This is a genomic window from Ligilactobacillus sp. WC1T17 (assembly GCA_900110005.1).
Classification (GTDB): domain Bacteria; phylum Bacillota; class Bacilli; order Lactobacillales; family Lactobacillaceae; genus Ligilactobacillus; species Ligilactobacillus ruminis_A.
Window position 1 is genome coordinate 117,956 of record FOCC01000004.1, and the last position, 12,473, is coordinate 130,428.

The 12,473-nt window shown below is 38.2% G+C and carries 15 protein-coding genes; 14 read left to right on the forward strand and 1 reads right to left on the reverse strand.

Going from position 1 to position 12,473, the window contains the following annotated elements:
* The first annotated feature begins 18 nt into the window (after positions 1-18).
* From mreC to BMX26_RS03785, 9 genes are all read left to right on the forward strand, one after another.
* Positions 19-870 carry a rod shape-determining protein MreC gene (gene mreC / locus BMX26_RS03745; protein WP_075530119.1) on the forward strand — a complete coding sequence of 284 codons (852 nt, stop codon included), beginning with the start codon at positions 19-21 and terminating at the stop codon, positions 868-870.
* An 11-nt stretch (positions 871-881) separates the two neighbouring features.
* Positions 882-1,394, forward strand: coding sequence for a rod shape-determining protein MreD (gene mreD, locus BMX26_RS03750; protein ID WP_075530120.1), 513 nt, complete (start codon positions 882-884; stop codon positions 1,392-1,394).
* A gap of 25 nt (positions 1,395-1,419) precedes the next feature.
* Positions 1,420-2,088 carry a septum site-determining protein MinC gene (locus tag BMX26_RS03755; RefSeq protein WP_075530121.1) on the forward strand — a complete coding sequence of 223 codons (669 nt, stop codon included), beginning with the start codon at positions 1,420-1,422 and terminating at the stop codon, positions 2,086-2,088.
* Positions 2,088-2,894 (forward strand): septum site-determining protein MinD, encoded by an 807-nt coding sequence (gene minD, locus BMX26_RS03760; RefSeq protein WP_075530122.1) that lies wholly within the window; start codon positions 2,088-2,090, stop codon positions 2,892-2,894. Before BMX26_RS03755 ends, minD begins: the two co-directional genes overlap by 1 nt.
* Positions 2,895-3,196: 302 nt before the next feature.
* Entirely contained in the window at positions 3,197-3,844 is a 648-nt protein-coding gene (locus BMX26_RS03765; RefSeq protein ID WP_075530123.1) for an amino acid ABC transporter permease, read from the forward strand.
* Between the two features lie 10 nt (positions 3,845-3,854).
* On the forward strand, positions 3,855-4,508 hold the full coding sequence (locus tag BMX26_RS03770) for an amino acid ABC transporter ATP-binding protein (protein ID WP_075530124.1): 654 nt from the start codon (positions 3,855-3,857) through the stop codon (positions 4,506-4,508).
* Entirely contained in the window at positions 4,508-5,329 is an 822-nt protein-coding gene (locus BMX26_RS03775) for an amino acid ABC transporter substrate-binding protein (protein WP_075530125.1), read from the forward strand. Before BMX26_RS03770 ends, BMX26_RS03775 begins: the two co-directional genes overlap by 1 nt.
* A 46-nt stretch (positions 5,330-5,375) precedes the next feature.
* On the forward strand, positions 5,376-6,839 hold the full coding sequence (gene cls, locus BMX26_RS03780; RefSeq protein ID WP_075530126.1) for a cardiolipin synthase: 1,464 nt from the start codon (positions 5,376-5,378) through the stop codon (positions 6,837-6,839).
* A gap of 5 nt (positions 6,840-6,844) precedes the next feature.
* Positions 6,845-7,780, forward strand: a complete 936-nt coding sequence (locus tag BMX26_RS03785) for an alpha/beta hydrolase (protein WP_143454853.1) — start codon at positions 6,845-6,847, stop codon at positions 7,778-7,780.
* Between the two features lie 25 nt (positions 7,781-7,805).
* On the opposite strand, the gene BMX26_RS03790 is transcribed toward BMX26_RS03785, so the two are convergent.
* Positions 7,806-7,925 (reverse strand): DUF4044 domain-containing protein, encoded by a 120-nt coding sequence (locus tag BMX26_RS03790; RefSeq protein ID WP_075530128.1) that lies wholly within the window; start codon positions 7,923-7,925, stop codon positions 7,806-7,808.
* 134 nt (positions 7,926-8,059) lie between these two features.
* Here BMX26_RS03790 and BMX26_RS03795 point away from each other — a divergent pair, with 134 nt between their 5' ends.
* From BMX26_RS03795 to BMX26_RS03815, 5 genes are all read left to right on the forward strand, one after another.
* Complete coding sequence (locus BMX26_RS03795; protein ID WP_075530129.1) at positions 8,060-8,437, forward strand: DUF3397 family protein; 378 nt, start codon at positions 8,060-8,062, stop codon at positions 8,435-8,437.
* Between the two features lie 109 nt (positions 8,438-8,546).
* The gene (mraZ, locus tag BMX26_RS03800; protein WP_075530130.1) at positions 8,547-8,978 is read left to right on the forward strand and encodes a division/cell wall cluster transcriptional repressor MraZ; all 432 of its coding nucleotides are present in this window, start codon (positions 8,547-8,549) and stop codon (positions 8,976-8,978) included.
* 12 nt (positions 8,979-8,990) lie between these two features.
* Positions 8,991-9,941 carry a 16S rRNA (cytosine(1402)-N(4))-methyltransferase RsmH gene (gene rsmH, locus BMX26_RS03805; protein WP_075530131.1) on the forward strand — a complete coding sequence of 317 codons (951 nt, stop codon included), beginning with the start codon at positions 8,991-8,993 and terminating at the stop codon, positions 9,939-9,941.
* A gap of 25 nt (positions 9,942-9,966) precedes the next feature.
* Positions 9,967-10,323, forward strand: a complete 357-nt coding sequence (gene ftsL, locus BMX26_RS03810) for a cell division protein FtsL (RefSeq protein WP_075530132.1) — start codon at positions 9,967-9,969, stop codon at positions 10,321-10,323.
* Positions 10,320-12,467 carry a penicillin-binding protein gene (locus BMX26_RS03815; RefSeq protein ID WP_075530133.1) on the forward strand — a complete coding sequence of 716 codons (2,148 nt, stop codon included), beginning with the start codon at positions 10,320-10,322 and terminating at the stop codon, positions 12,465-12,467. The genes ftsL and BMX26_RS03815 overlap by 4 nt, the downstream gene beginning before the upstream one ends.
* Positions 12,468-12,473: the final 6 nt, after the last annotated feature.

A 12,473-nucleotide genomic window follows, 5' to 3' on the forward strand; every position in this document is an offset into this window, starting at 1 on the left:
TTTTTATGGGGTGAAATAATGCAAAAGTTCTTTTTCAATAAAAAACTCGTTGTGACCTTAATCGGCTTGATTGTGGCCTTTTTACTTGTGGCTTTTTCAATTAATGTGCGCAATAACCGGTCGATGCCGCCCGTTATTCAACAAATTGGCAACGAAGCCTCTGGTTTAGTCAACGCAATTGTTAGCTATCCTGCTACGGGAATTGCTAAAGCCGGCAGTGCAGTCGGTGATTTATTGAATACTTATCAAGAAAATCAAAAATTAAAAAAGCAAGTTGATAGTTTGGCAGCTCAAAAAGTTGAAAATCAAACCTTGCGCCAGGAAAATAAGCAGTTAAAGCAACAAGTTAAATTAAATAAGTCTTTGACTGACTATGATAAAATCAGTGCCTATGTTTTATCACGTACACCATCGGCTTGGCAAAACCAAGTGATTATTTCAAAAGGCAGAACAGCTGGTGTAGTTAAAAATGCTGCTGTGATGTCAAAAGAAGGTTTAGTTGGTCGAGTAGTAGAAGTTAACCAAACCAACAGTAAAGTTGAATTGGTAACGACTAAAAATGACAGTGCCAACCGCTTTTCAGTGCAATTAATCAATACGAAAAATGAGATCGTCAATGGTTTAATTACCGGTTATAACACGGAAAAAAATCAATTGATTATGGGGCAGGTTACGTCCAAAGTCAAGATCAAAAAAGGTACTAAGGTTATTACCTCAGGAATGGGCGGCAATACGCCCAAAGGCCTTTTTGTTGGGACAGTCGTGCGGGTCGCTGATGATGATTACGGCCTGCCATCAAAAATTTATATCAAACCAGCAGCCGATATGACGAATTTAAATGTCGTTACTGTGGCTAAAAGGACAGATTAGGGGGCAGACGTATGGCAGAATCACGCATGAAGTTTGTTTTTCCCATCGGACTTTTATTAGCTTTTGTTTTAGATGGAGTTTGTTCGAAAATTTTTGCGGGTTATTTTTTTACCAGCAGTATTGCAGTTGAATCGCGCCTTCTTTTATTGTGGTTTGTATTAGCCATTTTCTTAACTGATGATACAATTGAACATATCTATATATGGGCTTTTTGTGCAGGAATTTTTTATGATATGTACTATACCAGTTTTTTAGGTTTAATGGCGCTTTTGCTGCCATTTTTGGTCTATTTAAATCGGGCGGTTTTTCCTTTTTTTAAATCTTCGTTTATTGTGGTACTATTAATATATCTAATTGATGTTACGCTATTGACAACGCTTAACTATTGGGCCATGACTTTGATTGGACAAGCGGGCGTTTCTTTGGCCAGCTATGTGACGCAGGTTTTATGGCCAACTTTAATTTATAATCTTGCCTTGCTGGTGGTGCTTTTTGTACCGCTGCGGCGTATTTTTGTCGAATAAGCGTAAAAAATAAGGGGTGTTATCGATGCCGGCAGCTGTTTTAAAAGGAAATCAAAATGGTTATGAAATCTTGTTAAAAGATGAATATGCTTTTGAAACCATTTTAACGGATTTGGTGGCTCTATTGGACCAGGTTCAAAATGAAACCTTAGCGAAGGGTGATAAATTAAGCTTTGCGCTTAATACCCAGAATCGTCTTTTAACCGAAGAGCAAATGACGACTTTAGCTGATATTTTTAAACAATACCGGCGTTTTTCAATCAAGACATTCAGTAGTAATGTTGTGTCAAAAAAACAATTCGGCACCTTCATTGAAGAACGCACGGTACACTTGTGCGGTGACATTATCCGCAATGGCCAGGTTAGAGAAATTGTGGGTGATGTTTTGTTTTGCGGAGCCATCCACAAAGGCGGTATTTTAAAAGCAACCGGCAGTATTTTTCTTTTAGGGACAGCAGAGGGTATTGTCTATGCCGGGGCAAGCGGGGATGCTTTAACTGTGATTTGCGGAGATGTAGCAGCGGCCCAGCAGATAAGGATTGCCGACTTGGTCAGTGTTGTGTCCGAAGCTGATTATGGTATTGGACCTAAGCTGATATATGTTAATGATTTGCACGCACTTGAGGTAGGTGCGATAGCTGCTTTGAAGAAGATCCGCCCCAAAGTCTTTACACAAATTGGAGGTTTTATTTAATGGGAAAAGCAATCGTTATTACTTCCGGTAAGGGTGGCGTTGGTAAAACTACTACCACCGCCAATTTAGGTTCCGCCTTAGCGTTGATGGGCAAAAAAGTCATTATGCTGGATTTGGATATCGGCTTGCGTAATTTGGATGTTGTTTTAGGGTTAGACAACCGGATTATCTATGATATTGTCGATGTCGCTAAGGGCAGGTGCAAATTACACCAGGCTATCATCAAAGATAAACGTTTTGAAGATAACCTATTTTTATTGCCGGCAGCGCAAAATACGGATAAGTCGGCTATTGAACCAGATGAAGTGAAGAAAATTGTGGCTGAATTAAAAGGTGATTATGATTATATCCTGTTAGATTGCCCCGCTGGGATCGAGCAAGGTTTTGAAAATGCGGTTGCCGGCGCAGATGAAGCCATTGTTGTTTCAACACCGGAAATTTCAGCCGTAAGAGATGCTGACCGGGTCGTCGGCTTACTTGAACAAGCCAAATTGGATAATCCGCCGATGTTGGTAATTAACCGGATTAAAAAGCGGATGGTTAATGATGGTTCAATGATGGACGTTGATGAAATTACCAGTCATTTGGCTATCAAATTAATCGGAATTGTTTTTGATGACGATCAAGTAATTGGAACGTCTAATAAAGGCGAACCGATTGTGCTAAATGAAAAAAGCCCTGCTTCAATCGGCTACCGCAATATTGCCCGCCGCTTAGAAGGACAGACTGTACCTTTGATGACCATGAAAGAAGACAGCAATCAAGGCTTCTTTAGCAAATTATCGACATGGTTTAAGAAAAAATAATTTGACAAGTTATGATAAAAGTAGTTTAATGAATTACATTAACTTATATTTATGAACGTTGAGCGGAAGAGTAGGATAGTTGAGTGCTTAGAGAACTTCTGGTAGCTGCAAAGAAGAGATGAGACTATTTGAACCACACCCGTGAGTTAGCATATCTGCTCGGGACAACCCCGTTATCGTTGAGTTACTGACTCGCTGAGACTGTTTTTGCAAAAAAATAGTGAATATGAGGTGGAACCGCGTAAAAACGCCCTCTTAGACTTTAAGTCTAAGGGGGTTTTTATTTTGAAAGGAAAATGTATATGCATTATTTATTTGAAATTTTGCCCTCCTTGTTGGCAGGAACTAAGCTGACACTGAGTATTTTTGGACTTACCTTGTTATTTTCACTGCCTTTGGGTTTGGTTTGTGCTTTAGGGCGTATGACACATTTTAAAATTTTGAGCAGCTTATTGCGTTTTTATATTTGGCTGATGCGGGGGACACCATTGTTATTGCAATTGATTTTTGTTTTTTACGGTTTGCCTCTTTTAGGAACAGGGATTGTTTTACCGCGTTATACAGCAGCTTTAGTTGCTTTTATTTTAAATTATACGGCTTATTTTGCCGAAATCTTTCGTGGCGGCCTGCAGGCTATTGATCCTGGTCAAGTTGAAAGTGCGAAAGTTTTACGGTTGAATTATTGGCAAACAATTACACATATCATTGCGCCACAGGTTATGAAAATTGTTATTCCATCTATCGGTAATGAAGTCATTAATTTAATTAAAGATTCAAGTTTAGTTTATGTTATCGGTTTAGGCGATTTGCTTAGGGCCGGCAATGTAGCCGCCAGCCGTGATGTCACTTTAGTTCCTTTGGTGATGGTCGGGGTGATTTATTTAGCTTTGACGGCGCTTTTTACGAAGTTATTGCAAAAAATTGAAGCTTATTATGGACGTTGGAAATAGGGGTGATTAAATGCTCGAACTAAAAAAGATAACGAAAAGTTTTGCAGGTAAAAAGATTTTGAATCAAGTTGATTTAAAAGTAAAAGACGGCTCAATTATGTGTATTGTCGGCCAGTCTGGTGGAGGCAAAACCACGCTATTAAGATGTATTAGCGGGTTGGAACATATTGATAGCGGTGAAATCTTATTAGACGGCAAACATTTTGATCCGACGGATTTAACACCAGCTGATACCATTATGGGTGTTGTTTTTCAAGATTATAACTTATTTCCGCATTTGACGGTTTTGCAAAATATTACCTTAGCGCCCCAATTAGTGTTGAAAAAAGATCAAACAACAGCTGAAATACAGGCTAAAGATTTACTTCAAAAATTAGCTTTGACCGGTAAAGAAAAGCTTTATCCCTGGCAATTATCCGGCGGGCAAAAACAAAGAGTTGCCATTGCCAGAGCCTTAGCTATGCATCCTAAAATTTTGTGTTACGACGAACCAACCAGTGCGCTTGACCCTGGCTTGAGAGATACCGTAAAAGAGATTATTTTAAAACTGAAAGCACAAAAAATGACGCAGATTATTGTGACACACGACCTTGATTTTGCAAATGAAATTGCAGATGACATGCTTAAAGTTAAACCTTTGAATCAAAAAGGAAGTGAGGCTTAATGGTAAAAAAAATTAGTACTGTTATGTTGGGATTAGGCCTCCTGCTTATTTTAACTGCCTGCGGCAATGTCAAAATGCAAGCCGACCAAGTCGATAGTTGGCAAAAAATAAAAGCTAGTAAAAAAGTTGTTATTGGTTTAGATGATAGTTTTGTTCCGATGGGTTTTCGTCAAAAAAACGGCCAGCTGGTCGGCTATGATATCGATTTAGCTAAGGCAGCTATGAAAAAATTACACCTTAAAGCTGATTTTCAAACGATTGATTGGTCTATGAAAGAAACCGAGTTGCGCAATGGAACAATTGATATGATTTGGAATGGTTATAGCCAAACCAAAGAACGGCAGGAAAAAGTGGCTTTTTCCAAGACTTATCTCATTAATGAACAGATTTTAGTTACCAAAAAAAAGCATATTAGGCATCTAAGCCAAATGAATCATAAGATAGTTGGCCTCCAAAGTGGCTCATCTGGTTTTGCCAGTTTCAATCAATATCCGCAATTGTTAAAACAACAAACAGCTTCTAGTGTACAATATGATAATTTTAATAATGCTTTTTTAGATCTTGATGCTAAGCGCATTGACGGCATTGTAATTGATAGTGTATATGCTTCATATATTATTGCACATAAAAATAATCCTGAAGCTTATCTGCAGTTAAAAATAGGCTACCCCGATGAAAAATTTGCAGTCGGGTTGCGCAAAGGAGACAAAACCTTGCGTAACAAATTAAACCAGGCTTTAACAGAATTAAAAAAGGACGGAACCATCGCCAAGTTAAAGCAGAAATGGTTTGGGACCGTTAAAATAACTGACAAAAATTAATTTTTGTTTTAAAATTGGATAAGTAATTTTAAAAGGAGGGATTGTTTTGGAAACCATTAACTTAATTATTGGTGTGATTTTATTACTTAATACAATTGTTGCCATTGTAACAGTTTTTAAAGATAAAAGAGATATTGCAGCGACTTGGGCTTGGTTATTAGTTTTAAATTTGCTGCCAATCTTGGGTTTTTTAATTTATTTGTTTGCTGGCAAAAAGATTTCTAAAGAGAAAATTTTTGATTTGAAATCGCAAGATCGCATCGGAATTAAGCAACTGGTTGCTTTACAAAAAGAGCAGTGGAATGAAAAAGAGCTGCTGCCGGCTGATTTAGCGACTAATGAAGCTCGACAGACGGTTAGAGCCCTGCTAGACATTGATTCAGCCATCTTAACTAAAAATAATCAAGTAAAAATTTTTACGGATGGCAAAGAAAAATTTAACGCATTAATTGACGATATTAAGCAAGCTGTTGATCACGTTCACTTGGAATATTATGCTCTTTTGTCAGACGGCATCGGGACACGGCTGTTAAAAGCGCTGGAAGATGCTGCTGAGAGGGGCGTTGAAGTTAAAATTATTTATGACAGCATGGGTTCACGGGGACAAAGACACGACTTTTTTAAGCGGCTGGAAAAATTTGGCGGGCAGGCTGAAGTTTTCTTCGGATCTAAATCAGCCCCAATTCACAGTCCACGGCTAAATTACCGCTTGCATCGCAAATTAGTCGTCATTGATGGCAAAATAGGTTACATCGGTGGTTTTAACGTTGGTGATCAATACTTAGGCTTGTCAGAAAAATTTGGTTACTGGCGCGATACGCATTTAAGGGTTGTAGGCAATGCCTGTGTTGCTTTGCAATCACGTTTTTTTATGGATTGGAATGCAACAATTAAGCGCGATCCTAAAAAGCCGCAATTGGAATATCAAGAGCGGTATTTTCCGTTGACGCAAGGAACTGGAAAGACTAGCATGCAGATTGTTTCTTCAGGACCGGATTCTGATGATCAGGCAATCAAAGCCGGTTATTTAAAACTGATTGCTGAAGCTGATGACTATATCTATATTCAAACACCTTACTTGATTCCTGATGATGCCATTTATGAAGCATTATGTTTAGCAGCGCATTCGGGTGTCGATGTTAAAGTCATGATTCCAGCCATGCCGGACCATCCTTTTGTGTACCGGGCAACAGAATATTATGCTAAAGCTTTAGTTGAAAAAGGTATTAGCGTTTATCGCTATGATAACGGCTTTTTGCATGCTAAGACCTGTGTGATTGATAATCAAATGGCTTCGGTCGGTTCCGCTAATTTTGACATTCGCAGTTTCAAATTGAATTTTGAAAGTAACGCTTTTTGCTATGACCGGCAATTAGCGCAGGATTTAGCTGACATTTTCTTGTTAGACGTCAAAAAGAGTACATTGCTTGATACGGATTATTTTGCCCAACAATCGAGTTGGAAAAAATTTAAACAATATTTTTCACGGCTCTTATCGCCGATTTTATAAGGAGAATTTTTTTGAAAAATAAATGGAGAATTGTTATTATTGTCGCTTTTTTGGCCGCACTGATTTATGGTGGGGCTAATATTTACTTGGTAAGATATGCTTTTGAACGTAATTTTACATCAATGGGACAGCCGGCTAAAAAGAAAAGAGTTGCACTTAAAAAAGATCAAAAATGGTTATCTCGGCAAAAAATAACCCGTTGGAGTCAAACGGCAGTAGGGGCTAAAACTAAGTTAAAAGCGATTTATTTGCCGGCTGAAAAGAAGACCGATAAAAGCATTGTGATTGCACATGGCTATCGAGGTGATGCTAAAAGTATGGCCAGCTATATTAAGATGTTTCATCAGTTGGGGTATAATGTGCTGGCTCCAGATGATCGGGCTGCTGGACAAAGCAGTGGCAAGTATATCACTTTTGGCTGGAAAGATCGGTTGGATTATCTTAAATGGATTAACAAGATTATCCAAAAAGACGGGAAAAAGGCGCAAATTGGTCTTTTTGGCGTAAGTATGGGCGGTGCTACTGTGATGATGATTAGTGGCGAAAAATTACCGAAGCAGGTCAAAGCAGTGGTGGAAGATTGCGGTTATTCGAGTGTATATCGTGAATTAGGCACACAATTGACCGCTCAATTTAAAATGCCGAAAGAACCGATTTTATCAACAGCTGCTTTAATGGCCCAAAGTAAAATCGGCTATAACTTTACTAAGCAAGGCAGCGCAGTGGCACAATTAAAGAAAAATACGCGTCCGATGCTGTTGATTCATGGTGATTCAGATGCTTTTGTACCAACGGCGATGTTAAATGAAAATTATCGTGCGGTTAAAACGCATAAAGAAAAATGGTTGGTTAAAAAAACGGCTCATGCCATGGCTTATTATAATTATCCTAAAACATATACCCAAAAAGTGGGCCACTTTTTTAGTAAATATCTCAAATAAAAAAAGCTGGGGTACCCCAGCTTTTTTAACCTGTAATAAAGGAACTTAAGGAACCTAAAATTACAGCGCCGATTGTGAAAATCAACATCAGCCAAACAACGACCATGGTGATTTTTTGAAATGTTGTTTTTTTCTTCTTAGCCATCTGATATGTCCTTTCCCAATTATTAATTTAACTATACCTTCACGATGGCTTAACTGTCAAATTAACTGACAAAAATTTGAATTGCTTTAGTTAAGCACTTATAATATCTTTTAGAAGATATGCGAGGATAAAAGATGGATTTATTAATTAATAATTGGGTTTTGCAAATTATCTTACCGATAGGATTAAGTTGTTTGTGGTTTATTGGACGCCAGACTAGTCATCAGAATAGCAAAATACGCCTCTTAGATATGCTTATTTTATTACCTTTTTTATTGCTGTCAATTCATGGTTTGTCAGTGACTAGTTTTGGCATTTCTTTTTTACCCTTTATCATTTTTATTTTTTCAGTGTATGGCTTTTTTAAAGTTTTATTGACAGCTTATTATGAAGGCGAATTGATGCTTAAAAATTTTATTAGGGAATATTTGGCATATTTTGTTTTATTTGGCAGTGTTATTTTTTTAGCTTTGAGTATATGGACTCTAGCAGATAAATTAGGCATTTTGTGAAAAAAACGGCTTGACCGGTTTTTTTGTTTTATAAAGCTTTTTACATGGTGGTGAAAAGTGGGGACTTGTGGTACTATTAACTGTAGTATAAAAATGGGGGGCAGTGGGTATGTTTTTTGGCGAATATCAGCATAGTTTAGATGCTAAAGGCCGCCTGATTATGCCTGCTAAATTTCGAACAGAATTAGGCCCCAAATTTTATCTAACGCGGGGACTTGACGGCTGTTTATTTGGATATACGGCGCAAGGATGGGAACTTTTGCAGGCTAAATTGCAAACATTACCCTTAGCCCGCAAAGAAGCGCGGACTTTTATGCGGTTCTTTTATGCGGCGGCTCTGGAATGTGAATTTGATAAACAGGGGAGAATTAAATTATCTCCCACGCTGATTGATTATGCTGCTTTAGATGATAAATGTATGATTATCGGTGTAGCCAACCGGATTGAAATTTGGTCAAATGAACGGTGGCAAGACCAAAATGCAGCTGCTTTGACTAAATTTGATGAACTAGCAGAAGATTTACTTGATTTTGGATTGTAGGCAGGTGAAGAAATGACAGAATTTGAACATGTGACGGTTTTGCTGAATGAAGCTGTTGAAGGGTTAAGCATCAAGCCTGATGGTGTTTATGTTGATTGTACTTTAGGCGGGGGCGGACATACCAAAAAGATTTTGGGACAGCTGACCACAGGAAAATTATATTCTTTTGATCAAGACCAAACGGCCATTGATTATAATAAAGAACAATTAGCATCCGAGATTGCTTCGGGCAAGCTGACACTCATTAAAAGCAACTTTAGGCATTTGACAGAAGCTTTAGCTCAAAATAATGTCACGCAAGTCGATGGTGTTTTGTATGACTTAGGCGTCTCTTCACCACAGTTTGATATAGGAGACAGAGGTTTTAGCTACCAGCACGATGCTTTATTGGATATGCGCATGGATCAAAGCCAGTCTTTGAATGCGGCAGTGATTGTTAATGAATGGCCCTACCAAGAACTGGTACGCATTTTTACCAGATATGGTGAAGAAAAATTTGCTAAATCAATTGCCCGTCGAATTGAAAGCTATCGCCAAACACAGGCGATTAAGACGACCGGTCAGCTGGTTGAATTGATTAAAGCAGGGATTCCAGCTAAGGCCAGACGCAAAGGCGGACATCCTGCTAAAAAAGTTTTTCAAGCAATTAGAATTGCCGTTAATGATGAATTGGGGGCCTTGGAGGAGTCGTTGGAACAGGCTTTGGCTTTGCTGAAAATTGACGGCCGTGTTAGTGTGATTACCTTCCAATCTTTGGAAGATCGGCTGGTTAAGTCAATGTTTAAAGAAAAAACGACCTTGCCGGAATTGCCAGCAGGGCTGCCGGTGATTCCTGATGAAATGCAGCCATCATACCGGTTGGTTAACCGAAAGCCAATTTTGCCCACGGAAGCTGAACTAAAAGCTAACCATCGGGCTCATTCAGCTAAATTAAGAGTGATTGAAAGAGTTAAATTAGATTAGGTAAAATAAAAAGCGGGGAAATTTAATGAATAACGCAGTAGAAAAAAGAATATTTGAAGAAAAAGAACAGCCCCAAATCAATTTTCAGCCAGTTTTATCACCGTATAGCCGTAAATTTCGTCAAAAAAAGATTATTTTAACCGTATTGTCCTTAGCGGTTTGCTTTGTTTGCGGCTCTGCAGTAGTATCAACTAATTCTGATATTAACCGGACACAGATTAAATTGGAACAGACTGAAAAAAAGGCTAAGGCTTTGAAAAATAAAAATGATGATTTGAAGCTTAAAGTAGCTGAATTAACTAATAGTGAACGCTTAAGTAATTTAGCTAAGCAAGCTGGCCTTAAGATGAATGATAGTAAAATAAGGAACGTAAATAAATGAGTGGACAAAAGAAACGACCAAATAACATGCAAAAAGTGACTCAAAGACAGCGGAATTTCGGAATGTGGTTTACCCTGCTTGTCATTGTTATTTTTTTAGTGTTTGGCAGTCGTTTTTTTTATATTGCTTTCAGTAAAAATGTGTCCGGGCATAATTTAACTGAAGAAGCCCGCAAACTTTATTTAAGTACAAATGAAATTAAAGCTAAAAGAGGCAGTATTTATGATAATGCAGGTCAAGCAATTGTAGAAGATACGAAAAGATATTCAATCTATATTGTCTTATCCAAGGTCAAAAATGCTAATGGCCTGCAGGATAATAAAAAAGAACAGGCTGCGGTTATTTTAAATAAATATTTGGGTATCAGTAAAGAAAGCTTGCTAGCATACTTTAACACCCCCATGGCATATCAAGTTGAAGTCGGTAATAAAGGTAAAAATATCTCACTGTCAACTAAAAGCAGTATTGAATTGGAAATGAAAAAAAATAATATTCATGGGATTCACTTTACATCTTTTGCTGACCGGCTTTATCCTAATGGTACTTTTGCTTCGCATTTGATTGGTGTAACGTCTAAAAGCAAAGACGGAACGCTGTATGGCACTATGGGACTTGAAGCTGTTTTTAACAATATTTTAAGCGGTAAAAACGGCGTTAATAAAGAGGCTCTTGATGCTCGGGGTATTAAGCTGAATAATATCAAGGAAAAATCAGTCAAAGCCAAAAACGGGTCTGATATTTATACAACCCTTGATTCCAGAACACAGCTTTATTTGGAGTCTTTGCTGACGCAGGCTCAAAATACTTACCATCCTAAAGTGATTAATGCTATTTTGATGAATGCCAAAACAGGTGCGATTATTGCTGCCAGCCAGCGACCAACTTTTAATCCGCAAACTAAAGACGGTATTTCAGACCAATGGAAAAATACTTTATTGGAAGATACTTATGAACCAGGTTCCGTGATGAAAATTTTAACGATGGCAGCAGCTATTGATAGCGGCAATTATAATGCCAGCGCTTATTATAAATCAGGTACGATGAAAGTCGGTACGCAGCAAGTAACAGACTGGGTGCCAAGCGGATGGGGGTATTTAACCTATCGGCAGGGTTTTATCCGTTCGTCTAATGTTGGCATGGCTAAGCTGGAAGAAAAGATGGGCGCTAAGCTGTGGGAAAAATATATTAAAAAATTTGGTTTGCTCAAATCAACTAATTCCGGTTTATCTAATAATGAATCAAGCGGAAGTATTGAATTTAAATATCCGATTGAGCAGGCTAACACAGCTTTTGGTCAAGGAATTAATGTAACGCCTTTTCAAGTTGTGCAGGCTATCTCAGCCGTGGCTAATGATGGTGTGATGGTTAAGCCTTATTTAATTAAAAAAATTGTCGATTCGACCACAGGCAAGGTGCTTAAAACGGGGAAAAAGACCGTTGTCGGCAAACCGATTAGTGCTCAAAGCGCTAAGCAGGTTAGGGAAATGATGCGCGAAGTCGTTACCAGCAAAGAAGGTACGGGGCAATCATATAAAATTTCCGGTTATGATATTGGGGTTAAAACAGGGACAGCTCAAATAGCTTCCAGCAGTGGGGGGTATTTAACTGGAGATACAAACTATGTCTTTTCTGTTGCAGGAATGGCTCCTTTAAATAACCCCAAATATATTTTATATATTACGATGAAGCAGCCGCAGACTTTTGCCGGCAAAGAAGCAACGCAAATGTTGGCAGGTATCTTTAATCCTTTGATGAAGCGCATTTTGGACAGGTCAAAAGATGAAAGTCAAACAGCAACGACGGTTAAACTTACAAACATGGTCGGTGAAAATCCAAGTATCATGCGTAAAAAATTAACGCAATCCGGTTTGATAGTGACAACGATTGGAAATGGTACTAAGATAGTAAAGCAGTCAATTGCAGCTAATAAGACTGTGCTTTTGGGGCAAAGAATTATTTTATTAACAAATAAAAATCAAACACTGCCGGATCTTAAAGGCTGGTCACGAGCGGATGTGCTTAAATTGCAGCAATTAACCAAACTTAAAATCAACCTTAAAGGTTCAGGCTATGTGGCTTCACAAAATGTGAAAGCTGGCAGTGCTTTAAATAAAATCAACCAACTTGAAGTTATATTAAAATAAAAGGCA

Bases quoted from the DNA above. Each gene is read 5' to 3' on its own strand.
- mreC (WP_075530119.1), top strand. From the start codon at position 19: ATGCAAAAGTTCTTTTTCAATAAAAAACTCGTTGTGACCTTAATCGGC.
- mreD (WP_075530120.1), top strand. From the start codon at position 882: ATGGCAGAATCACGCATGAAGTTTGTTTTTCCCATCGGACTTTTATTA.
- BMX26_RS03755 (WP_075530121.1), top strand. From the start codon at position 1,420: ATGCCGGCAGCTGTTTTAAAAGGAAATCAAAATGGTTATGAAATCTTG.
- minD (WP_075530122.1), top strand. From the start codon at position 2,088: ATGGGAAAAGCAATCGTTATTACTTCCGGTAAGGGTGGCGTTGGTAAA.
- BMX26_RS03765 (WP_075530123.1), top strand. From the start codon at position 3,197: ATGCATTATTTATTTGAAATTTTGCCCTCCTTGTTGGCAGGAACTAAG.
- BMX26_RS03770 (WP_075530124.1), top strand. From the start codon at position 3,855: ATGCTCGAACTAAAAAAGATAACGAAAAGTTTTGCAGGTAAAAAGATT.
- BMX26_RS03775 (WP_075530125.1), top strand. From the start codon at position 4,508: ATGGTAAAAAAAATTAGTACTGTTATGTTGGGATTAGGCCTCCTGCTT.
- BMX26_RS03790 (WP_075530128.1), bottom strand. From the start codon at position 7,925: ATGGCTAAGAAGAAAAAAACAACATTTCAAAAAATCACCATGGTCGTT.
- BMX26_RS03795 (WP_075530129.1), top strand. From the start codon at position 8,060: ATGGATTTATTAATTAATAATTGGGTTTTGCAAATTATCTTACCGATA.
- mraZ (WP_075530130.1), top strand. From the start codon at position 8,547: ATGTTTTTTGGCGAATATCAGCATAGTTTAGATGCTAAAGGCCGCCTG.
- rsmH (WP_075530131.1), top strand. From the start codon at position 8,991: ATGACAGAATTTGAACATGTGACGGTTTTGCTGAATGAAGCTGTTGAA.
- ftsL (WP_075530132.1), top strand. From the start codon at position 9,967: ATGAATAACGCAGTAGAAAAAAGAATATTTGAAGAAAAAGAACAGCCC.
- BMX26_RS03815 (WP_075530133.1), top strand. From the start codon at position 10,320: ATGAGTGGACAAAAGAAACGACCAAATAACATGCAAAAAGTGACTCAA.